The 23993-nt window shown below is 27.9% G+C and carries 22 protein-coding genes; 17 read left to right on the top strand and 5 right to left on the bottom strand.

The window, feature by feature from the left end; translation table 4 throughout:
• Positions 1-36: 36 nt before the first annotated feature.
• The 5 genes from ACWXVO_RS01530 to ACWXVO_RS01510 form a co-directional block, all read right to left on the bottom strand.
• Positions 37-2835: a DNA topoisomerase (ATP-hydrolyzing) gene (locus tag ACWXVO_RS01530; RefSeq protein WP_456002134.1), complete on the bottom strand. Its 2799-nt coding sequence runs from the start codon at positions 2833-2835 to the stop codon at positions 37-39.
• A gap of 14 nt (positions 2836-2849) precedes the next feature.
• Positions 2850-4772, bottom strand: coding sequence for a DNA gyrase/topoisomerase IV subunit B (locus ACWXVO_RS01525; protein ID WP_456002131.1), 1923 nt, complete (start codon positions 4770-4772; stop codon positions 2850-2852).
• A 69-nt stretch (positions 4773-4841) separates the two neighbouring features.
• On the bottom strand, positions 4842-5249 hold the full coding sequence (locus ACWXVO_RS01520; RefSeq protein ID WP_456002128.1) for a hypothetical protein: 408 nt from the start codon (positions 5247-5249) through the stop codon (positions 4842-4844).
• Positions 5239-6405, bottom strand: a complete 1167-nt coding sequence (gene thiI, locus ACWXVO_RS01515; RefSeq protein WP_456002125.1) for a tRNA uracil 4-sulfurtransferase ThiI — start codon at positions 6403-6405, stop codon at positions 5239-5241. The genes ACWXVO_RS01520 and thiI overlap by 11 nt, the downstream gene beginning before the upstream one ends.
• Position 6406: 1 nt before the next feature.
• A complete protein-coding gene (locus ACWXVO_RS01510) occupies positions 6407-8008 on the bottom strand; it encodes a hypothetical protein (RefSeq protein WP_456002122.1) in 1602 nt (533 codons plus the stop codon).
• A 127-nt stretch (positions 8009-8135) separates the two neighbouring features.
• Between ACWXVO_RS01510 and rpmG the strand changes: the two genes are divergently transcribed.
• The 17 genes from rpmG to greA all read left to right on the top strand — a co-directional run bounded on the left by rpmG (position 8136) and on the right by greA (position 23550).
• The gene (rpmG, locus tag ACWXVO_RS01505; protein ID WP_438340651.1) at positions 8136-8282 is read left to right on the top strand and encodes a 50S ribosomal protein L33; all 147 of its coding nucleotides are present in this window, start codon (positions 8136-8138) and stop codon (positions 8280-8282) included.
• 3 nt (positions 8283-8285) lie between these two features.
• Positions 8286-8576 carry a preprotein translocase subunit SecE gene (secE, locus tag ACWXVO_RS01500; protein ID WP_456002119.1) on the top strand — a complete coding sequence of 97 codons (291 nt, stop codon included), beginning with the start codon at positions 8286-8288 and terminating at the stop codon, positions 8574-8576.
• Between the two features lie 19 nt (positions 8577-8595).
• Positions 8596-9174: a transcription termination/antitermination protein NusG gene (gene nusG, locus ACWXVO_RS01495; RefSeq protein ID WP_438340653.1), complete on the top strand. Its 579-nt coding sequence runs from the start codon at positions 8596-8598 to the stop codon at positions 9172-9174.
• 31 nt (positions 9175-9205) lie between these two features.
• Positions 9206-9781 (top strand): variable surface lipoprotein, encoded by a 576-nt coding sequence (locus ACWXVO_RS01490; protein ID WP_456002116.1) that lies wholly within the window; start codon positions 9206-9208, stop codon positions 9779-9781.
• A gap of 67 nt (positions 9782-9848) precedes the next feature.
• Positions 9849-10805: a tRNA (adenosine(37)-N6)-threonylcarbamoyltransferase complex ATPase subunit type 1 TsaE gene (tsaE, locus tag ACWXVO_RS01485; protein WP_438340655.1), complete on the top strand. Its 957-nt coding sequence runs from the start codon at positions 9849-9851 to the stop codon at positions 10803-10805.
• On the top strand, positions 10805-11749 hold the full coding sequence (gene tsaD, locus ACWXVO_RS01480) for a tRNA (adenosine(37)-N6)-threonylcarbamoyltransferase complex transferase subunit TsaD (protein WP_438340656.1): 945 nt from the start codon (positions 10805-10807) through the stop codon (positions 11747-11749). The genes tsaE and tsaD overlap by 1 nt, the downstream gene beginning before the upstream one ends.
• A 1-nt stretch (position 11750) precedes the next feature.
• Complete coding sequence (gene yihA, locus ACWXVO_RS01475; RefSeq protein WP_438340657.1) at positions 11751-12302, top strand: ribosome biogenesis GTP-binding protein YihA/YsxC; 552 nt, start codon at positions 11751-11753, stop codon at positions 12300-12302.
• Positions 12303-12414: 112 nt separating this feature from the next.
• A complete protein-coding gene (locus tag ACWXVO_RS01470; RefSeq protein ID WP_444705021.1) occupies positions 12415-14385 on the top strand; it encodes a GGDEF domain-containing protein in 1971 nt (656 codons plus the stop codon).
• Entirely contained in the window at positions 14366-14803 is a 438-nt protein-coding gene (gene rplI, locus ACWXVO_RS01465) for a 50S ribosomal protein L9 (RefSeq protein ID WP_438340659.1), read from the top strand. The genes ACWXVO_RS01470 and rplI overlap by 20 nt, the downstream gene beginning before the upstream one ends.
• A 45-nt stretch (positions 14804-14848) precedes the next feature.
• A complete protein-coding gene (dnaB, locus tag ACWXVO_RS01460; RefSeq protein ID WP_438340660.1) occupies positions 14849-16261 on the top strand; it encodes a replicative DNA helicase in 1413 nt (470 codons plus the stop codon).
• Positions 16262-16264: 3 nt separating this feature from the next.
• Entirely contained in the window at positions 16265-17665 is a 1401-nt protein-coding gene (locus ACWXVO_RS01455) for a YitT family protein (protein ID WP_455993945.1), read from the top strand.
• A gap of 106 nt (positions 17666-17771) precedes the next feature.
• Complete coding sequence (gene mnmA / locus ACWXVO_RS01450; protein ID WP_456002113.1) at positions 17772-18884, top strand: tRNA 2-thiouridine(34) synthase MnmA; 1113 nt, start codon at positions 17772-17774, stop codon at positions 18882-18884.
• A 32-nt stretch (positions 18885-18916) separates the two neighbouring features.
• Positions 18917-21580 (top strand): alanine--tRNA ligase, encoded by a 2664-nt coding sequence (alaS, locus tag ACWXVO_RS01445; RefSeq protein WP_456002111.1) that lies wholly within the window; start codon positions 18917-18919, stop codon positions 21578-21580.
• Complete coding sequence (gene ruvX, locus ACWXVO_RS01440; RefSeq protein WP_438340664.1) at positions 21573-21998, top strand: Holliday junction resolvase RuvX; 426 nt, start codon at positions 21573-21575, stop codon at positions 21996-21998. The genes alaS and ruvX overlap by 8 nt, the downstream gene beginning before the upstream one ends.
• Before the next feature lie 4 nt (positions 21999-22002).
• The gene (locus ACWXVO_RS01435; protein ID WP_438340665.1) at positions 22003-22350 is read left to right on the top strand and encodes a hypothetical protein; all 348 of its coding nucleotides are present in this window, start codon (positions 22003-22005) and stop codon (positions 22348-22350) included.
• Entirely contained in the window at positions 22338-23090 is a 753-nt protein-coding gene (locus tag ACWXVO_RS01430) for a BC85_0335 family putative methyltransferase (RefSeq protein WP_456002108.1), read from the top strand. The genes ACWXVO_RS01435 and ACWXVO_RS01430 overlap by 13 nt, the downstream gene beginning before the upstream one ends.
• Positions 23080-23550: a transcription elongation factor GreA gene (gene greA / locus ACWXVO_RS01425; RefSeq protein ID WP_438340667.1), complete on the top strand. Its 471-nt coding sequence runs from the start codon at positions 23080-23082 to the stop codon at positions 23548-23550. Before ACWXVO_RS01430 ends, greA begins: the two co-directional genes overlap by 11 nt.
• Positions 23551-23993 lie beyond the last annotated feature (443 nt).

The raw sequence follows: 23993 nt of genomic DNA, 5'->3' as shown, positions 1-23993 counted from the left end.
AATTTTATTACTTTAGAAGGATAGTTAATATTATAACTATTTTTTCTTAATTTGCTCAACTTTTTGCTCGATCAAATCAAAATCAATATCATCCATTGCTTTTATTTTTTCTTCAAGCGATAATGATTTCTTTAAATGTTCCTTATTTGATATTTTATGATTAAGTTCTTTGAAGTCATTGGCCGCATCAAAAAGGTTAATTTGATCTTCTTCATCAAAGATTTGGTTATTAATCTTTAATGAATTAGTGTAATAATTTTTTTTAAATAGTGTTGTTTCAGTTGTTTCTTCGATGCTGCTATTTTTTGTTAAATTATCTTGAAATTTCAGTTTTAGAATTTCTTTTTGTTTACTATCATCTTCAATAAGTTTGTTTATTTTTATATGCTGAATTAAGTAACCTGAATTATTTAATTCATTGCTAAATTTATTTAATTTTTCGATCTTAATTTTATCACTTTGACTGCACTTAAAATCAAGTTTTTGTGTTTCATTATTTTCATTTGTTATTAGTAATTCAAGGTTTTTAGTATTTACTTCTAGACATTTTGGAATGCAATTGATATTTTTTAAACAGTTGAATAATTTGGTCCCACGGTTTGTGCGCCCTGTATATTTTATGTCCCTCATATTTCATTGTTTATACATTCCGCCTTCAGTTATCATTGTTACTACATTTAAAGGTAAACAAGTTGTAAAAGTAGACACAAAAATTTCTTCATTTGTTTGTAATTTAGGCAATAGTTTTATGCCTTGCGCTTTGAGGGCTAGATCAGTTGAAAAAACATTTTCATTTAATAAGAAATATGAACCATTATTAAGCAGTATAAAAATATCCTTTTCATCATTGCCAATTTTTGCATCGATTAATTCATCATCATTATTTTTAAAATTTATACAAATTCTCTTCTTGTTTAATACTTTTGAATTAAAGCTAGATATCTTTACTTTTTTAGCAAAACCATATTTTGTTATTAGTATAATGTTAGCATATGATTCATATGATGTTATTTCCATTACTCGAATAATTTTTTCATTGCTATCAAGATTCACTAATGAAGATATATGCACACCCAATTCTTTTCATGAATTATCTTTTAAAATATGTGCTTCAATGATGAAAAAATTCCCCTTGTTAGTAAAGAAAATCAATTTTGAAAGAGAATTAATTTCATCATAATATTTAATTGCATCTCCTTCTTTTAGTTTATATGTAGCAAAGTCGTTAGCATTATAAATTTTTGTACTAATTTTTTTGATATAGCCTTCTTGAGAAATGAAGAAATAAAAATTTTCATTTTTAGCAAGAAGTTTATGATCAATATCTTTATTTATGCCTTCTTCTTTAATTATGGTTTTTCTATCCTGTGCATATTCAATTTTTATTTCAGTTAGTTGTTTTATTAAAAAAATATTAAATTCGTAGTTATCACTAAGTAAGGTTTTACATTGTGTAATTAAAGCTTCAAGGTTAGTTTTTTCTTGCTGAAATTCAATTTGATCCATTCTTGAGAGTTTATATAGTCTTAGCTCAGCTATGGCGGTTGCCTGAATTTCACTAAAATTAAATGCCTTTATTAGTGAAAGAATTACACCTTTTTTGGAATTATCACTTTCCTTGATTAATTTGATAACTTCATCAGAAATTTCTGCTACTCTAATAAAACCTTCAATGATTTCATGGCGTAATTTATATCTTTGAAGATCGTATTTTATTCCATTGGTATTTATTTGTTTTGAATGCTCAAGAAATGCATATAATGCTTTGTAAAGCGATAATAGGCTAGGTGCATTTTTATATATAGCAAGCATATTGTAATCATAATTAACTCTTAGTTTAGTTTTGTTCATTAGATAGATCATGATTGCCTCGGCATTTGCATTTTCTTCAAGTTCAATGTATATTGACAATCCATTGCGATCAGATTGATCTCTAATTTCTTTAATTCCAGAAATTACTTTTGAAGAAATGATTGTATCAATTTCAAAAACCATTTTCGACTTAACTACACCAAAGGGAATTTCAGTAATTTCTATGCCAATAATGTTTTCTTTTTTGTCATAAACATAATTATATTTTGAGGATAGTGCAATTTTTCCTCTTCCGGTCATAAAAGCATCGTGGATTCCTTTGGTCCCGTTAATTATGCCTCCGGTCGGAAAGTCAGGGCCTTTAACATAATTCATTAATTCGCTAGTGGTGATATTTGGGTTTTTAATCATAGCAATTAAGGCATCAATTAGTTCCCCTAAATTATGAGGAGGAATTTGTGTTGCAAAGCCTGATGCAATCCCCATTGCTCCATTTACTAGCAAATTAGGAAAAAGGGTCGGTAAGACAACAGGTTCATATTCTGAATCATCAAAGTTTGGAATCATTGGTACTACTTTGCGCTCCAAATCTTTTAGCATTAGTTCTGTTATTTTTTCTAATCTTGATTCTGTGTAACGCATAGCAGCAGCAGGGTCATCATCAATGGAACCCTTATTTCCATGCATTTGCACAAGCGGATAATTGCTTTTTCATTCCTGCGCCATTCTTACCATTGCTCCATAAACAGAACTATCGCCGTGTGGGTGGTATTTACCTAAAACATCCCCAACAATCCGTGCCGATTTTTTGAATGCCTCCTTGTTTCTAAGTTTTAGATTTCACATTGAATAAAGGATACGACGTTGTACTGGTTTTAAGCCATCTCTGGCATCGGGTATTGCACGCTGTTGAATAACATATTTTGAAAAACGGGCAAAACTATCGCTCATAATGTCGACCATATTCTTATCAATAATATTTTCAATTACTTGGTCATAATTATTTTTATTTTTCTTGTCCATAAGTCGTGCCTCATTTATTTTTTATTAATTTCAAATTCATCAATACTTGAAAAGTCGATGTTATTATTGATTCAATTTTTTCTCGCCTCCGAATCATCGCTCATAAAGGTAGTTATATACCTTTCTACTAATGCTTGCTGATCGATGCCTACCTTAATGATTGAACGAGTTGCAGGATTCATCGTTGTTTCTCAAAGTTGGTCAGCATTCATTTCTCCAAGTCCTTTATATCTTTGGATTTCGTAGTTTGTATATTGCGACGTTATTTCTCTTAGTTGTTCTTCGTCTCAGGCATAGAAATATTTGTTATTTGAGTTTTTAATTGTTATTTTATATAATGGGGGCAAAGCGATATATACCATTCCTAATTCAATTAGTTTTTTCATATATCTTCAGAAAAATGTTAATAAAAGCATTTGGATATGGGCTCCATCAACATCCGCATCAGTCATAATAATAATTTTTCCATATTGTGAATTCTTGGCATCGAATTCGCTACCAATTCCAGCTCCAATCGTGTTAATAATTGTTGCAAGTTCTTCATTTGCAAGGACATCAACTAATTTGGCCTTATCAGTATTCATTACAACCCCACGTAAGGGAAGAATGGCTTGAGTCATTCGATTTCTGCCCATTTTAGCCGACCCTCCGGCTGAATCACCTTCGACTAAAAAAAGCTCTTTGATTGTTTTGTTCTTTGTTTGTGCAGGAGTTAATTTGTTTGAAAGAATTTTTTTTGAATCGAGTTTATTTTTTACCTTTCTAGCTTCATTTCTAGCATTTCTTGCCGCAATTCTTCCGTCATATGTTCGCTTAATTTTCTCGATGATTTTGTCAGCTTCTTGCTTGTTTTCATTTAAAAAAAATGTAAATTTTTCACTAAAGAAATCTTCAACAGATTCCCTTGCTTCAGGCGTTCCTAATTTATCCTTAGTTTGTCCAACAAATTCAAGAATACTTTCAGGAATTTTTAGTGATACTACAGCAATTATTCCCTCTCTAACATCTAATCCATCAAAATTAATTTTTGTTTTAGAACTTGAATTTTTTGCATACCATTCATTAATTGTTTTGGTTAATGCAGATTTAAATGCTGTTTCATGAGTTCCTCCATCCCTAGTTTTAACATTATTGACAAAGGAATATATTGATTCACTATAGTTTTCAGTATACGCTAACGATATTTCAACCTCAATATTGTTTTTTGATTTTCCTGACGCAAAGAAAATTCTACTGATAAATTTTCGGCCCTCGCCAACAAAGTTAATATATTCTTTAATTCCTTCATTGGTTTGAAAAACAACATTTTCGTTAGTATTTTCATTGATATAGTTGATTTTCAAATTTGATATTAAGAAACTGGCCTCTCTTAATTTTTCTTTAACTGTTTCAGATGAAAATTTCGCTTTTTTAAATATTGAATAATTAGGTCAAAATTGAACCTTAGTTCCACGTTTTGTAGTTGGTCCTATAATTGTTGTTTTACTTGTAATTTTTTCTTGTTCAAAAGATGTGAAGTATTCTTTTTTGTCACGATAAACGCTAACTTCAACCTTAGAACTAAGGGCATTTACTACTGAGGACCCAACGCCGTGAAGTCCTCCACTAGTTTTGTATGCCCCATCGCCGAATTTACCGCCAGCATGTAATTCGGTAAATACTAGTTCAACACCACTTTTTCCTGTCTCATGTTTATTGATTGGAACACCTCTTCCGTTGTCTTCAACAATAACAGACCCATCACTTTTTAATATTACCTTAATATTATTAGCATATCCGGCTAATGCTTCATCAATAGCATTATCAAAAATTTCCCAAATTAGATGATGTAATCCGTTTGAATCAGTAGAACCAACATACATTCCAGGTCTTTTAATAACTGCCTCTAAACCCTTTAAAACTTTTAAATCTTTTGCTTCGTAATTAGTTGTACTCATGATAATTAATTATATATTTTTTGAATATTTAAATAAAAATTAAAAAATATAAAGACACAAATGAGTGTTTTATAGACGTTGGTTTTTATTGTTTTCTTCCAGTTCTTGGTTAATCATATGAATATCTGCATTCATAATTTTTTCACCCAAAAAGATAATAGCAATTTTGTTAATTATTTTATTTTTAGTTATTTTATATATTTTTGCAAATGTGATTTTAATGATATATCTAATTAAGAAAAAACAGGTAAGTCAGCTAATAAATAGTATGCTAGTGATGCTAATTAAAACTATAAAATTATTTGATTGTATTAGAAAATGTGTTCCATTATTTAAAATAAGATAAACAATTCATGCTGTAATGAGAATGATAGGAATAATAATTACACAAATGCATAAAGCAAGAAAGAAAATGTAATTTCTTTTAAGTTTTGGATATTTTTTTAGTTTACAAAAAAAATTATTTTTATTTGTCATTTCTTAAATTAAATGTTTTTATTTCAACTTCGTTAATTATTTCATTCTCAAGTTTCTCAAGATTTTCAAGTTCTTCTTCTAATCTTTTTGCTTCCTCTCTTGTGGGTTTTGTGACCGGGAATCTTGGGGCAAAAAGTTCGCATGTTTCGCAAGCTTTTTGGATCGATATTTCCATTGTGTTAATGGCTTTGGCAATTGTTATTGTTTCATTTTTATCGAAGCTTAATAATGGTCTAAAAATAGGCAAATCACAAACCTCTGATATTGCGTGGATTGATTCTAATGTTTGCGAAGCAACTTGTGCTAAATTTTCACCATTCGAAATTGCTTTTATATTATATTTTTTGGCTATTTTTTGTGCAATACGATAGAAACTGCGGCGCATTAGTGTTATTTTATATTTTTGATTTGATACAAGACCTATATAATTCATTAATTTTGTGTAATTAATTTGAAAAAGAGTAGAAGATCCTTGAAATTTGGTTAATGTTTTGATAATTTGTTCGATTTTCATAGTCGTTTTTTCATCGGTATGAGGGGGTGTAATGAAGTTTAAAAATTCAATCTTTAATCCCCTTTTTTGCAATAAATGTGCAGCAACGGGAGAATCGATTCCACCACTTATTAAATGTAAAACACGTCCTGATGAACACACTGGCATTCCGCCAAGGGCATAAATGTAGTCGCTAAAAATATATGTAAATTTGTCTCTTATTTCAATATATATGGATAAATCAGGATTGCTAAGGTTTACAACTTTATTTTTAAAATTATTTAATATAAAACCGCCAAAGTGCATATTGATTTCCGATGAAGTTAAATGATAATTTTTATTATGTCTTCTGGCATTTATAGCAAAAGAGTTGAATGATTTTTTCGAGGCTAGTTCAAATACTTTTTTTTCAATATCTTCAATATTGGTTGATGTCTTATGAACTATTGAATAAGATGAAATTCCAAAAATAAATTTTAGGGATTTTAAATTTTGCTCTGAATACTTACAAAAAGCTCTGTCGTATTCCATTCTTAACTCATTTTTAGGTATATATAGTTCAATATTTTTTCTTAATTGATTAATGAAATCCTTTTTATTTTCACCTTTTAGTGTTAATTCTCCGTATCTAATTAATATTTCCGTTTCTTGATTAGCACACATTTTATTTCTCCTTTGACTTATTAATTAATTTTAGCGATTTATTAATTATTTCATCATATTTATTCTGATATATTAAGTTAATTAATTCAATATTTTTTTCTTGAAATTTATTTTTTGTTAGCAAGTTAAAATTATCGATTAGATGCCTTGCAACCAAATATTTTATGTTAATCACAATAATTTTTTTTTGAATGACTTGATTTATTAAGTTTAGTTCATATTCGTCATTTATATTTTGTTTTTCTAGCAGTGATTCAAATTTATTTTTATAATAAATTATTTCCTCATTTAATGGTATTTTAAAGTCATGTAGTCCAAATGTCTCAATTAACATATTGGTTATTTTATCCTTGAAAGCGGTCTTATCTTTTTTGTTTCAATTATTTTTAAATTGTCTTTGAAAAAACGGGATTTTACACATTTTTTTTAGAATATTATTTAGATTATTTAATCTTTCAAAATATGAAATATTGCTTGAATTTTTTTTATTTTTTGATTTAAAATACGCCAGATTTTGGTAATAAAATTTATAAAAATTATTTATCAATAATTTATATTTTGCGTTTTGACGGTCTGATTTAAGATTTTTTCAATTTTGTATATCAAAAAGATCAATTATTTTGCTTATAAGCTCAGAATTTGATTTTAATATTTCAAAACTATCTATTTCTTTTTTGATTTCAATATATTTGTAAATTATTTTTTTTGAAAGGCTTTCAAGTTTTGTTTTGAATGTTACAATTCAATCAAAAAAATTAGTTTTATGAATTTTAATTTTAATTTTTTCAATCACACTTCTAGTTTCATCAATGAAAGAATTTAGCATTTGCCAATTAAAAAAAAATTGGTGAAAAGATGAATATTTGATGACAAGGTCCTCAATAAATTTAAATGGAATTTCAATATTATTTTCAATATATGAGTATAGTGTTAAACCATTTTTTATAAAGAATAAAAAATCATTTAATATTTTTTTGATATTTTTTGAATTAGTTAAAAAATGATTATTCCAACCTTTATATAGTTGAAGCTTACTACTATATTCGACAATATTTTTTATTTCATTGTATTTTTTATTAAATTCAATTGAAAAATCTTGAAAGAAAAGGTTGTTTTTATTGTTATCAATACATTTATTTATATTTAAGAAGACGGATTTTAAATTATTTGAAAAGATGAGAAATTTTGAGATATTTTGACTTTCAAGAAAAATAAAATCTTTATTTTCTTTTATTGTTTCTTTTATTGTTTTTCATTCGACAATTGCTTTATTAAAAATTTTTTTAAATTCAGGGCTTTTCGATTTTTTTTCTTGTATGTTTCTTATGCTATTAATCATATGCAATTCATTAAGAAAAAAAGTTATCTTTGATAGTGAAAATTCAATAATATTTATTACATTAGCAGTTATTTTCTCTTGGTATGTGCATTTATTGTTTTTATCTGTAAATTCATGAAATTGATTATTAATTTTTTTAATTTTTTTTAAATTTTGGTTTATGTATTCAATCTTTTTTTGAAGTTTCTTGATTTTAAATTCCTTTTTTAAAGATCGAATAATGAAGGCGATAATAATAGGTATTATCCAAACTACATTTAACAAAAAATACAAATAATTGTGTACCATAGTAAGTAAAATTATATTTTATATATCTTATTTATTGTCCACAATATGTCTAAGTCTAGTTTTATTTGAAAAAAACGTAAAAAAATAATATAATTTTCCTTATATGAGAAAGCAAAAGAAAGTGTCACTATCTTGTCAGGAATGCTTGCATAAAAATTATTCTGTTAATAAAAGTAATGAAAAAAGACTAGAGATTAAGAAATTTTGTAAATATTGCAATATTCAAACAATTCATAAAGAGGAAAAATAAGGTATGCCAGAAAAAACAAAGATGAGTCCTGAAGAAAAAAAAGAGATTAAAGATAGAGTAAGAAGAGAGAAAGCTCTTTTAAAGGAAAGAAAAAAGGATGAAGCTAAGGCAACGAAACTTTACACTTTTAGAAATTTAGTAAGGGAAATTAAGAGAGTTGCGTGGCCAAGTAATTTCAAGTCTTGAAAATGGTTTGGAATTACTATTGCCTTTGTGTTAATCATGGCTATATTTTGCTTTGTTATAACTTTAATTTTTACCGGTTTATGAAATGTAGTGGGTATTAGAACATAATATTTTTTAAGGAGAAAAAATGTATTCAGATTGTAAGTGATATATGATATCAACTGTTTCAGGCAAGGAAGATAATGTTGTTGAAGCATTGAAAAATAAGATTAGTTCTCAAAAAATGGAAGATTTCTTTAAGGATATCAGAATTTTTAAGATGCCCCATTTGTCTAGCAAAGAATTGCAAAAGAAAAGCAGGGGTGAGGAATACAACATTAAGTATGTAAATATTTATAAAGGTTATATTTTTCTTAATATGATAATGACTGATGAATCCTGGTATTTAGTTCGTAATACACAATACGTTACTGGTTTGATTGGATCTTCTGGAAAAGGTGCAAAACCAACGCCAATCAGTGAAAACACCTTTGAAAAAATGGTTGAAAAAGAAAGGATTCTCATTGAGAAATTTGAAGCGGGAGATATTGAAACAGCATTCAAAGAGGGGATTATTGTTAAAATTAAGAGCGGTATATTCAAGGGCGAAGTTGGCGAAATTATTAGAAATGATGACATTGAACAAAAAGCATTTGTAAATATTGAACAATTTGGAAGAAAAGTGCCAACGGAATTCTCACATAATGACCTTGAGATTTGCTCTTAGTTATTTATGGTATTTATTTTAGAGGAGAATTATGAATAAAATAACAAAAACGTTAATTAGTATTGGTTCGATTTCTGCTTTGACTCTCCCATTAATTGCCATTTCATGTACTAACTATAAAGCAGAATTAGAAAGAGAAGTTTCTCTTGCTAAGCAACAATTATCTAATATTGAATTTGCTGATGATTATGAGGACAAATTAAGAAAAGAAATTATTGATGCTGAAAATATATTAAAAAATAATAGCAATAAAAATATAGATTATCAGAAGGCACTTAGTGATTTTATTGAAAATACAAATAAAATTCTTAATGATAATAAAACAACAGCTGAAAAATATAGTAATAACCAAAGAGATGTATTTATTTTTTTAAATACATTAAAGCAATATGCACATGAACAGTTGTCAGATAAAAAATATGATGAATTGAAAATTGAGTTAGTTAAACAATACAGCGCAAAAGAAGAAGAAATTAAGAAAATAAATTCAGTTTTATTTAATGATAATGCTAAAGCCAAATTAATACAAGAACTAAATAAAATTCTTGATGACATTAAAACGAAAAAAGCTGAAGTTGACAAAAAAGCCAGTGCTAAATTATTTTAAAAAAGAAGAATCATAAAATATTTGAATCTTCTTTTTTGTTTTTATATAAGGAGATTATTTTAAAAAAATGAAGGAATTTTGGTTTAAGGAAGGCGAAAAGCTAGATGAATTAGTTAATTATCTTCTGTCATTTAAAAAAATAGAAGCTATATTATTAGACGGGGAATTAGGCGCAGGGAAGACAACATTAACTGGGCAAATAGCCAAAAAATTAGGTGAATCTAAGGCTGTGGTTTCCCCAACATTTAATACTATAATATGCTATGATAAAATGGTACATATTGATGCGTATAAATTAGTTGGTGATTTATTCCCATATGAAGAATATTTTGAAGATAAAATTGTTGTTATTGAATGGTCAAAAAACATTATACATAATTTTAAATATTATTTTAATATTGAGGTCAGTCTTCATGAAAGGGATGGTCAAATTTTTCATTTATTTAAAATAACTAAGCAAACTTGTTATCAAGGCTTATTCATTGAAACTTCTTTGCCAGATTTTTGCATAGCTTTAACTGAAAATGGTAATGTAATTGACCATATATTAATTGAAAAACTAATTAAAAAAACTGATAAATTCTTTGAATCAATAGATGAGTTATTAGGAAGAAATAATACAAAGTTGAATTATCTAGATAATCTTTACATAACAAATGGACCTGGAAGTTTTACCGGGACACGTTTAGCCTTTGTTTTTGCATCTACTAATAAACTTCTTCAAAATGTAATCGCAAAAAATGATATAAAAGTTTTTATTGCGCCAACATATGATTTGTTTTTTAAACAACTAAATTTGGATGTTATTTATATAAAAGCTAATAGGTATAAGGCATATGAAGTAATTAAAACTAATTTAGGAATAACTATAAATTTAGTTGATAGTATAAATTCAGTAATAGATTTTAATTACCAAAATTTCTTTAAAAATTTTAGTAAATATGTTGATTTATTTAGAGAATCAAATGACATCTTAAAAGAAGAATTAATTTATGCTTCTGATCCTCAAATTGGAGGTGTTTAATGAAAATTTTTGCTATCGAGAGCTCTCATGATGATACCTCTTTTGCTATTTTGGAAGATAATAAGCCTGTTTGAATGAAAACTATATCTCAAACAGAAATTCATAAAAAATACGGTGGAACCATTCCAGAAATTGCTTCGAGATTGCATGTTAGAAATATTGCATTATTAATTGAGGAATTTAAAAATATCGTTGTTAATAACAAGGAGATTTGTAAGAATATTGATTATATTGCTTATACTAAGGAACCGGGATTGGTAGGATCGCTGCAAATAGGTTTTATTGTTGCACAAACAATGTCCAGAATATATCAAATACCAGCAATTGGGTTAAATCACTTAGAAGGCCATTTTTATTCAGCTTTTATATCGAAAGAATTAGAATTTCCTGCCTTATGCTTATTGGTTTCAGGTGGACATTCGCAATTGATGTTATATACTGATTCTAATAGTTTTGAGATAGTCGGTGAAACTTTGGACGATGCCGTTGGTGAGGTTTATGATAAGATTGCTAGAAAACTATCATTAGGTTTTCCGGGTGGACCGATTATTGATAATATTTGAATTAATAATAAAGAAAAATATAAAAATAAATTTTCAATTCCACATACATTAAATGAATTAGATTTTTCATTTAGTGGAATCAAAACAGCCGTTATAAATCATTTTAATAGTCTAATAAATAGAAACGAAGAAATTAATATTAATAAGATTGCTTGTGAATTCCAAAATACGATAATTGCCTACCTTAAAATTAATTTAGAAAAGGCAATTAAAAAGTATGGACCAAAATGTATTACTTTAGCAGGAGGAGTAAGCGCTAATAAAGGAATTAGAGAAATGGTGTTAACCCTTCACAACAATGTTTATCTACCATTAATGGAGTATACAACCGATAATGCAATGATGATTGCTAGACTAGCTTATGAAAAGGTAAAAAAATAATATGTGAAAATTTATAAAAAGTTCAACTTCACAGGAAAATTGATTAGATTTTACCAGTTATGAGATTGTTTTTTGAGGACGCTCAAATGTAGGAAAGTCTTCGTTAATTAATGCTCTAGCTAATAATAAATTAGCAAAAACTTCTTCAAGTCCAGGACGTACAAGATTAATAAATTATTTTGAAACTAATAATAAAAAGATTGTGGTTGATTTGCCTGGTTATGGTTATGCTAGCATGTCTAAAAAAGAACAGCAAAAAGTTAGCGGAATAATAGATTATTATTTTCGCAACAGCCCAAATGATAAGATAGTTTGTTTCTTAATTGACGCCAAGATAGGGTTTATGCCGATAGATTTGGAAATGATTGAGTATATTAATAATTTAAAAATACCATTTAATATTATTATTACTAAAATTGATAAGGCTAATCAATCACAAAGGCATAGAGTAAAAACCCAAGCGCTAACATTTAAAAAAGAAGTAAATATTTTTATAGTCTCATCAGAAAAAAAAGTAGGGTTGCAAGATATTATCAAACATTTTGATTTTTAGTATTTAAATATGTTGCTTTCCAAAAAAATGAAATTACTAAAAATTAAATAATCTAGGTTTAATTTAGTGCGCATTGGTCCATTTTTATATCAATTTTTGTATAATTTTACATATGAAAAACAAAGAAGACAAAAAAAGATTACTCATTTTAATAATTCAAGTATTTACTTTATTTATAGTACCAATGATTCTTTTGTTTGTAGGATTATTCCATTTACCTAATAATTGAAGAGTCCCTATTATTGTTATTTATTCGCTTTTGGTATTGGGCCTTGGAGTTTTTATATTTTTCATCATAAGAAGATATTTAAAAGAATCATCAATTGCAAATCAAACCCTAAATCAGTTCATTCAAAACGAAATAAGTGATCAAGGGATTGGCACTATTATTTTTTTAAATAATGGAAGGATTATATGAGCTTCAAACTTTGTTATTAACAAATTTGGTAAATCAATAGTCGGAAAAAATATAAAAACTGTTTTTAATATTGAAGAATGAGATGGGAATAATAATAACTTTGTTTTTAAAAAAGATGACTATGAGTACGATGTTCAGGTTATTTTTGAAAAAAATATTGTTCAGATTAAAGATATAACTATTCAAACAGCTTTATTAAATGATTATAAGATGCAACGTGTTGTTTTTGGCGAATTTCATATTGACAATATGAATTTATACCAAGTATCCTTATCACAAGAAGATCTTTATGCTATATATTCAAGTTTTGGGTCCTTGTTTGATGATATTTCTAAAAGTTATAATATTATTTACCGGCAATATGAGAATGGGCGTTTCTTTGTTTTAACTAATCAAGAAACTCTTGAGCAACTAGAAAAAACCAACTTTGAGGCATTTAATCAACTTAAAAATAAGAGTCTGCATAAAGGTATATCCTTGACATTGTCTGGTGGGTTTTCATATGGTTTATTCAAGTTGGAAACGCTTGACAAATTAGCCAAAGAGGCATTATTACAATCCAAAACCCGTGGTGGAGACCAAATAACTGTTTTAACAAAAAATGAACATCCAAGATATTATGGAACTAGCTCAGAAATAAACATCAATATGTCTCGCACTAATGTTAGCTATATTTCTAAGGTTTTGATTGCAAAATTAAAGTCTAAGAATATTAACAAAGTTATAATTTATGGTCATAAGAACGCCGATCTTGACGCGCTGGGTTCTGCGTGGGGTATTCATAAATTAGCAAGAGCTTATGAAAAAGAAACATTTATTCAAAACAAGACATTCGATGAAACCACGCAACGCGTTTATGATCATATGAGTCCATTAGACAAGCAAATCTTTATATCGCCAAAGGAAGCGACATTATTAAATGATAAAAAAACACTTGTAGTAATTTGTGATGTTGCTGATGAAACAAGAATTGAAAATCCCAACGCATTTAAAGGTATTGAAAAGGATAATATAATCATTATTGATCATCATCGAATCGGGGCAAACCCATTATATGCTTTTAGAGAAAATACTTATATTGACTCATCAGCATCATCAGCCTCAGAAATTGTTAGTGAAATAATTGCTATTTCAAATAATGGTGACAAGATGGATGAGATCACAGCACAATATTTGTTAAATGGCATTTATCTTGACACTAATAATTTTCAAAAACAAACAAGTTCCAAGACTTTTTCAGCAGCTGCCTTATTAGAGATATGAGGCGCTAAGATCCAAATTTCAGTTAATACTTTAAAATTAGATATAGAAACCTTCAAACAAGTTTTAGAACTTCTTGAAAACTTGCAGGAGGTTAAACCTGGATATTTCATTGCTTATAAGAACATTTTTGTTTCCCCTGATGTAATTTCAATTGCTGCCGATGAAATCCTAAGAGTTAATGGAAGAAAAGCAGCCTTTGTTATTGGCAAATTAGCTGGGACTAAAAAATGTAAGATGTCAGCCAGAGGAATTGATACTAATGTTCAATTAATTGCAGAAGCAGTTAACGGTGGAGGACATTATGGCACGGCAGCAGCTGAAAGTGATGAAAATATCGAACTTTTTGTTGATAACTTAATACAAGCGATAGTGAGTGTAAAAAATGAAAGTAATAATAATTAAACAATATGATAAATATAAAGCAAATGAAATTGTTGAAATCAATGATGGGTTTGCAAAAAATTTCTTAATAAAGAATGGTTATGCTCAACCAGTGAATAAGCAAACTCTAGCTAATTTAGAAAGAGTTAAGCAAAACATTGCCGAAGATCATGCAAGGGAAGTTGAAAAAGCGATTGTTTTAAAAGAGCAAATTGAAAAAATAACTTTAAACTTTTTTTTAAAATCGAACGGAAATATTGTCCACGGTTCAATAACCAACAAGGCTATTGAAAAAGAATTAATAAAACATAATATTAAAATTAGTGCTCATGCCTTAAATAAAGATTCTTATAACACTTTCGGAAAACATTATATTAATGTAAAGCTTCACCCGGAAGTTAATGCAATTTTATTAATTCAAATATTCGAAGAAAAATAATTTTATAACATAAAAAAACAATAAAATGAAGGGAGCAAAATGAGCATGCAAACATTAAACCCAAGAGAAACTGCTATTGCTAATAATGAAGCCTCCTTATTGGGATTAATTTTATCTGAACCTGAAACATATTTGAAAATTGCTGTTTTAATAAGGCCAGAAATGTTTCACTTTAAGAGTCATCAAATATTATATTCTGCTATTGTTGAAGTGCATAACTCTACTGAGCATTTTGACCTTTCTAATTTATTGGTTTACTTAGAGCAAAAAAAGCAGTTTGATTTAGTTGGTTCATTTTATATGAATACTCCTGAATATATTGGCTATTTGGTTCAAAATGCTGGTTTCTTGAGTGAAATTGAAATATATGTAAAAAACATAATCGATCAATATAAAATCGATAAACTTAATGAATTAATAGTTGATATTAAAAATACCATTGATAATAAAACCTTTAATGTGTCGGACCTTTTATCACATATTCAATTATCCTTGATCAATATTGATATATCAGAAATTAATTCCTCATTTGAAAAAATTGGCGATGTTGCAAACAATATAATGCAACAAATTTTGCGCAAAGAGGATAGTGATATTGGAATAGGATTGCAACTTGGTTTTCCAGAATTAGATGAATGCTTGCTTGGTTTAAATAGTGGGGATTTAACTATTATTGGTGCTAGACCGGCTATGGGTAAAACGGCCTTTGCTTTGAATATTGCTAATAATGTAGCTAAACAAGGGAAAAACGTTTTATTTTTTAGCCTTGAAATGTCCAATCCACAATTAGTCCAGCGGATGATTTCTATAGATTCAACTGTCCCTATTTACAAACTTAAAACCAAAGAATTAAGTATTGATGATCAAAGAAATTTATCTCATACTGTCGAAAACATGTTCGAGTGAAATATTGTATTAAATGATCTTGCTACTTTAAATATTTCGGATATTATTACCTTATCAAAAAGATACGCCCGAAATGCTAAGGTTGATCTTGTTATTATAGATTACCTACAACTTATTGGAGACAATTCAAAAAGGTCGCAAGAAAATAGACAACTTGAAGTGGCCAAGATTTCACGTTCATTAAAGCAACTTGGTCGCGAACTAGCATGCCCTATTATTGCCTTAAGTCAATTAAGCCGTAGCGTTGAAAAACGTGAAGACAAAACCCCTATAATTTCTGATTTAAGAGAATCTGGAGGTATTGAGCAAGATGCCGATAGAGTTATCTTTTTACATCGCGATGACTATTATCGAAACAAAAAAAATGATCAAAATGCTAATAACGAACAAAAGGAAATGTTTTCGACAACAAACGTTATTGTTGCCAAAAACCGTCACGGATCAACTAAAACTATTCAATTAGGGTTTTATCCTGACTTTAATAAATTTGTCTATGTCTTAAAGGAACACGGCAACAACAAACATCAAATTTTCAAAGAAAAGGAGGATTAAATCATGGATAAAAAACAAAAAAACTTAGATAAAAAAATTCAAAAAACGAAACTCTCCGTTGAGCAAAAAAAAGCTCTATATGATGAAAAAATGGCTATCTTAAACCCACAACAAGTAACCATTTTTAATATATGAAAAAAATATCCTAAAAAAGTTATTTGAATGTTATTGAGTGCTTTTTTATACAATATAGCAATTACTGTTTTTCTTAGAAAGGCAGCAACTATTGCTTCGGGCACATCATCACTTTCTCAAATTATTACTTTTACTGCTCCTGCTACTGCACAATTCTATGGTTTATTTTATGTATTAGTTAATTTACCATTAATGTTTGTTTTCTGAAGAATGAATCCGAGAATGTTTATGGTTTTAACATACTATTGAATGCTATTTCAGGTTATTGTTCAATTAATATATATAGAATATGACGGTCGTGGATCAAATCCAATTGTTAACTTTATTAATCAAAAAATTTCATTCTATAATCCGGTTGGCGAGAATAATTTCTATTGAGCTCCTTTCGGAATTGATACGAGAGTAGTTTCAAAACTATATAACAACGGACAAAGTAAAGAAATATTAAAAGTTCTTCAAGGCGAAAATTTAACAATTGAATTTGATAAAGGCGCTAAGGAAGTTATTACTTATTTTCAAAATCAATATGCTCCAAAAGACTTGAATTTGATAGTTAAAAATATTACTGATTCTGCATTAGTTGAACAATTTAAAATAGGAAAAGTATCACTCTTAGGTTCAATACCTTTATTATTAAAAGATACTAAAATTTATGGTGTTTATGATGGCCAAAATTGGCCGGTTCTTGTCTATGCCATTATGGGTGGTGCTTCAGAAGGATTTGCTTCTATAGTTGCATGAAGACAAAAAGGTTCTATTGGAGGAACATCAGTTATTTCTAACTTTATTGCATATAAAAATAAAAAACCAGTTGGTAATGTATTCTTAATGGTAGCAATTTGTTTTTCATCTTCATCAACGATTATCATTGGTTCATTAGAATTTAGCGGCAATATTACAGGGCATGTTTGAAATTCGGGCTTATTCTTAGTAAGAATTTTAGGTACTATTTCATATTTATTAGTATTTTCAACACTTGTTAATAAGTTTTATCCTAAATATAAGAAAGTTAAAATTGAGATATATACAAGATATCCGGAAATTGTTGCTGAACAATTTAAAAAGATTGGTTATGCTCACTCATTTAATATCTTCAATGGCGTTGGTGGATTTAGCCATGAGGAATTTGGCAAAATTGAAACTGTTGCTTTATTTTTAGAAAAAGATATTATTATGGAACAAGTTAAGAAAGTAGATAAGTCTGCGTGAATAACTACTTCAAATATTCATAATATATCGGGTGTGTTTGATACATCGTTTGTTGATTAAGAGTCTATATAGAGACTCTTTTTATTTTTTATAATACTAGTTTCGTATAAAATAAATTTTTATTTCGTTAAAAACTTTATAATTTAATATATTTTATTGGAGCAAAATGAGCAAAAAAGTAATTTTAGGAATGAGTGGCGGAGTTGATTCTAGTGTGTGCGCATACCTACTTTTAAAACAAGGATATGAAGTTGAAGGTTTGTTTATGCGAAATTGAGATTCATTTTTAAACAATGATTTCTTAGGTAATGAAGACATTTCACAAAATATTTGTCCACAAGAACAAGATTATCAAGATGCAAAGGATGTTGCAAATCAGCTAAATATTAAGCTACACCGTGTGGATTTTGTTAAGGAATATTGAGACAATGTTTTTAAATACCTAATTAATGAATATGAAATTGGCCGTACACCAAATCCTGATATTTTTTGTAATAAATTTATAAAGTTTAAGGCTTTTTCGGATTATGCATTTAATGAATTAAAAGCCGATTATATTGCTATGGGTCATTATGCATACACTAATGATGGGGAATTATTTCGGGCCTTTGACCAGACTAAGGATCAATCGTATTTCTTGGCTCAATTAAACAATGAACAACTAAAAAAGGTTATTTTTCCTCTAGCTAATATAATAAAAAATGAAGTAAGAACAATCGCTAAGAAGCTAAACTTAAAAACTGCCTTTAAAAAAGATTCAACAGGCATTTGTTTTATTGGCGAAAGAAGATTCACAAAATTTCTTGAAAATTATATTCCTGCTCAACCAGGTGACATAATTGATATTGCCACAAGCAATAAGGTTGGGAAGCATAACGGCGCAATGTATTATACAATTGGTCAACGCAAGGGTTTAAATCTCGGTGGATTTAAGAAACCTTATTTTGTTGTTGGACATAATATTAAAAAAAGAATTATTTATGTTGCTAATGAGGACCATAAAGAATATTTGTTATCCGATAAGATTATTGCCAAAGATTGAAATTTAATTGCTAAAACATATAATCAGGAAAACCTGTCGGCCAAATTTAGATATCGTCAAGAAGATATCAAATGTAAGATTCAACTTTTAGACAATAATGAAATTGCGGTCATGTACAATGAAACAGAAGCTATAACCCCAGGACAACAAGTTGTAATTTATGATGGTCAAAAAGTTGTAGGGGCAGCAATCATTGATAGAATTTTTTATAAACAAAAACAAAAGAATTTTTTATAAATCAAATAATGATATAAAACAAGGAGAAAAAAATGCTTTCATCAAAACAAATTAGACAAATGTGACTTGATTTTTTTGCTTCAAAACAACATCTTGTTGTAGAATCTAAATCTTTAATACCTCAAAATGACCCTTCATTATTATGAATTAATTCGGGTGTGGCAACATTAAAAGATTATTTTAGCGGTAAAAAAGTTCCGCCCGCAAAGAGAATAACAAATTCGCAAAAATCAATTCGTACTAATGATATTGAAAATGTTGGTATAACCGCAAGACATCACACCTTTTTTGAAATGCTAGGAAATTTTTCTATTGGTGATTATTTTAAAAAAGAAGCTATTGCATTTGGATATGAGTTTATTTTTAATGTATTGAAACTCGAAAAAGAAAAAATATATATAACATACTATGAAGAAGATTTGGATACATATAATAGATGAATTGAATTAGGTATAAACAAGGACCATCTTATAAGTGGAACAAGAGATACTAATTTTTGAGATGTTGGTCAAGGACCTTGTGGACCTGATACTGAAATTTTTTATGACCGGGGCGAAAAATATGATAAGCGCGGCATTGAATTGTTAAAAGAAGATATTGAGAATGACAGATATATTGAAATATGAAATATTGTATTTTCGCAATTCAATAATGATGGCGAAAATAACTACTCTGAATTAGCTACTAAAAATATTGATACTGGTGCAGGGTTAGAAAGAATAACCTCTATTATTCAGGATGCGCCTACTAATTTTGATACTGACCTATTTTTGCCTATTATTAGAAAAGTAGAAGAATGAACAAAATATCACTACGATATAAATAACTATTTTACAAAAGAGCCAGAACAGTTAAAAATTAATACTTGATTTAAGATTATTGCGGATCATATTAGAGCAAGTGTGAATGCTATTAATGATGGCGTTAGCCCTTCAAATGTTGGTAGAGGATACATTATTAGACGTTTAATAAGAAGAGCTTACCGCGCTGGTTTATCATTAGGAATACAACAAAAAACCTTTTTATATAAATTAGTTCAAGTTGTTAAGGACTCATTGATATATGAAATCGATGTTAAAACTGTTTCAAGAGTAATTTCTGACGAGGAAAATTTATTTGCTAAAACCATTAAAGATGGCGAAAAACTTCTTGAACACGAACTAAATAAAAAAGGTTTTATTGATGCTAAAATTGCCTTTAAAATGTTTGATACTTATGGCTTCCCTATTGAATTAACGGCTGAAATATTAAAAGAAAAGAATATCGAAATTAATTTGCAAGAATTTTATGATTTTCAAAAGGAACATCAAGAACGTTCAAAAGGCAGCTTAAAGGCTGCGATGCAAAAGGTTATTAATTCGCTTTCACTGGTTGACAAAAAAATTTCTGAATTTATTGGTTATGAATTTCTTGAGTCTAGATCAAAAATTATCTATTTGCTAAATGAAGAGCAGGAAATTGATAAGGTAGATAGCGATGATGATTTTTCATATGTTATTCTTGACAATACTCCTTTTTATGCAACTAGTGGTGGACAAAATCATGACTTTGGCTATATGATGCAAGGAAATAATAAAATTGAAATAATTGATGTATTTAAAGATAAATACCAAAATCATGTTCATTATGTTAAAGGAAAGATTGATAAGAATTTACCTATTGAATGTTATGTGGACAAAGAAAAAAGAATTAATTATGCTAGAAATCATAGTTCAACACATATTATGTTCCATGCTTTAAGAAGAACTTACACAAATGATATTATTGAACAACTTGGTTCAAACATTCATCCTGAATATTTTACATTTGACTTCGGATTAGATCATCGGCCAACTAAGGATGAAATTAAAAAAATTGAGCATATTATGCATGAATATATTGCAATGCAGGCTAAGAGAAATTATATTATTACTTCAGTCAAAAAAGCACAAGAAATAGGGGCATATATGACAATTGATGAATCTGAATATTATGATGCTAATAATGTCAGAGTTGTTGAATTTGAAAATATTACTAAGGATTTATGCGGTGGGACACACGTTGAAAATTCTGGCATAATCGAGAACTTTAAAATTGTTTCTGTTGATTCAAAGGGAACTGGAATTTATCGTTTGAAGGTTATTACCTCTGAAGAGTATGTTAATAAACATTTACATAATGAAATTTTAGAAAAGCAAAAATTATTGTCTTCCTTGGTAAAGAATAATAGAGCATTAGAATCTAATTATAATTTATCTTATTTGGTAGATATTCCTAGCCTTTCATCGCAGAAAGAAAAAATGTTGGATTATTATGATGAAGTCGAAAGTAAATTAAGAGAAGATTATAAGAAATTATTAAAAGAAAAGAATAACGAATCAGTAAATTTAAATGCTTATAATCCTGAAATAATTGGCAATAATGTTAAGTTATTCATAATTAATGAAAATGATGCAAGCTTACTAAGAAAAATTGCTGTGCAAATTCGTGAAGCAAATGCTGATGCATTGATAATAGGTCTTTCTAGAATTAAAGATGATAATTATTTTCTAATTGTTGCTTCAAAACAATATGACTCAACAAAGATTTTTAAAAGGATAATTTCTAACTTTAATGGTAAAGGTGGCGGTAACCAAATAGTATCGCAAGGATCAATTAATTCAACTAAACAGATTAAAATAATTATGGATGAAATTAAGGAATTAATAAATGCGTAAACTAGCTATGGATTTAGGCTCAAAAACATGCGGTTTTGCTATCAGCGATATTAATAATATAATTGCTTCTGGATTAGAAACACTCTATTTTGAGGAATGACATTTTATCGACGTTATTAGGAGAGTAAAATATTGACTATATGAAAGTCAATATAAGAATGAAATTGATACAATTATCTTAGGTTATCCAACAAGAATGGATTTTTCAAGAAGTCCAAGAACAATCATGGTGGAAAAATTTAAGCAAAGACTTCAAGACAATGTTGAAATAAATGTTATTTTACAAGACGAGAGAGAAAGTACAATATTTGCTGAAAATATTTTATATAATGCCGGATATAACGGCAAAAAAAGAAAAAATAAAAAAGATTCATTAGCTGCCCAAATCATATTAGAGGATTATTTAAAAAAAGGTTAGATTTATGGAAGAAATCAATAAAAATAACAATAAAAACATACGACAAAAATTATTTATCTTCTCACAAGAAAGAGAAATCATTTTGGAAAACAATGTTAAAATGTGAGTTTTGTTTTCGATTGAAGAAAATGGTGAAAAATACATATTTTTAACTAATAAAAAAGGTATTTTTCTATTTAGACAAACAAAATCTCATATTTTAGAAGAGGTGGAAGATGAAGGGATTGTTTCAATCTTAAGTGATTTATTAGAAGAGTTTGCTAATGAATTTGAATTAGTAGATGAAAATGGCGAATCTATTGAACACATTTTGTTTGAAGCTGAGACGGTAGATAATTTATGCGCAAATTAATATATATATCATCTATTTCTAACGGGACAAGCAAAATACCTCCCAATGTAAGAACGGGATTAATTATTTCTATTGCTATAGCTTTATTAATTGCCATTGTCGCTCTTGTTCTTAGTCTTTATTATAAGAAGAAGGCTATTAAAAAATATTTATCCCCTAATGAGGAACGCGAAAAAGAAAAACTTATTAAAATTAATCCTAATTATGGTGTGGTTCTAAGCGGTATTAAGAAGTTTTATAATAATGATTTAAGTGATTTTTTTGTATGTTTTGTTGTTAATACCATTTATTTAAATGATTACCATAATATTTATATAGAAGATGATGATAATTATCTTGCTTTATCAGTATCAAATTTAGCTAATAAGAAAGTATTTTTTAATGGAACAATAGATTTAGGTATTAATGAAAAAATTTTATATGAATTTCCGGATCTAAAATTTGAAAATATTCAAAGTGTTGCTAAGCTTCCAAATGACAATGAATTAATAATAATTTTAAATAATAAAGATCAATTATTGGAATCAACCATAAGTTCTAAAATAAACTTTTTAAACCCAAAAGGAATAATGATTATTGAAAATAATAAAAACATTAATTTAGATTTGTTAAAGAAGATATCAGCAAATCTTGGTTTGCGTTATGAAACTTTAAAATTCAAAAATAAAAGTGTTATACTTTTAGCTAAAAATAACATAAAAGACATTGTTGAAAGAGGAGAAAAAGAAGATGGAAGATAAAAAAATATATTTAACAAAGGAGAGCCTTGAACAATATGAAAAAAGATTAGCATATTTGCAAGAAGAAGCTAGACCGTTAGTCATTGAAGAAATCAAGGAAGCTAGAAATCAAGGTGATTTATCAGAGAATGCTGAATATGATTCGGCCCGTGATAAGCAAGCCGCCATTGAAAACGAAATTCTAGAAATTCAACATATTTTAGAAAACGCCCATATTATTGTTGAAGACACAACCGGTTCTCATATTGTTAAAATTGGTTCAACAGTTAAGGCTTTAAATTTAAAAAATAATGCTGTTTTAACTATTATCATTGTTGGCGCACTAGATGCAGATCCATTTAGTGGGAAAATATCTAATTCTTCTCCGTTAGCCAAAGCAATTCTTAATCATAAGGTCGGCGATATTGTAGAGGTTGAGGCCGCTCCTAAATATAAGGTAAAAATTGAATCAATAATGTAGCTAAATATCCAGATTGTAGATAATTAAAATATATATTGTAAGATATAATAATAAGTTATAGAACTTCCGTATTTTTTAAAAATATAAGGAGGTTTTTTTATTTTAAATCTTGAACTTTTTGTAATATTTGCTTTTAGCAAAAATATATAAAAAAATTTTGCTAAATTTATTTTATTTTTTTTAACTTAATCATGTATAATGATATGGTACTTATTTTAAAAACGTTCTTATTTAATGTAAAAAATTAAAAAATTTTCATAATAAAAACTTTAAAATAATGTATACTTATAAAAGTGCACTTTTTTGTGCCTAATATGTAGTTCTTTGAAAACTGGATACGAATACCATAACGTCAATTTTAATTTTTTAAAAATATAATAAAACCAAAATCAAATTTTAAGAGTTTGATCCTGGCTCAGGATGAACGCTGGCTGTGTGCCTAA

It is taken from the genome of Mycoplasma sp. 1890, from assembly GCF_053851615.1.
The sequence above is the reverse complement of the archived record's forward strand: the minus strand, read 5'-3'. Positions and strand labels throughout refer to the sequence as shown.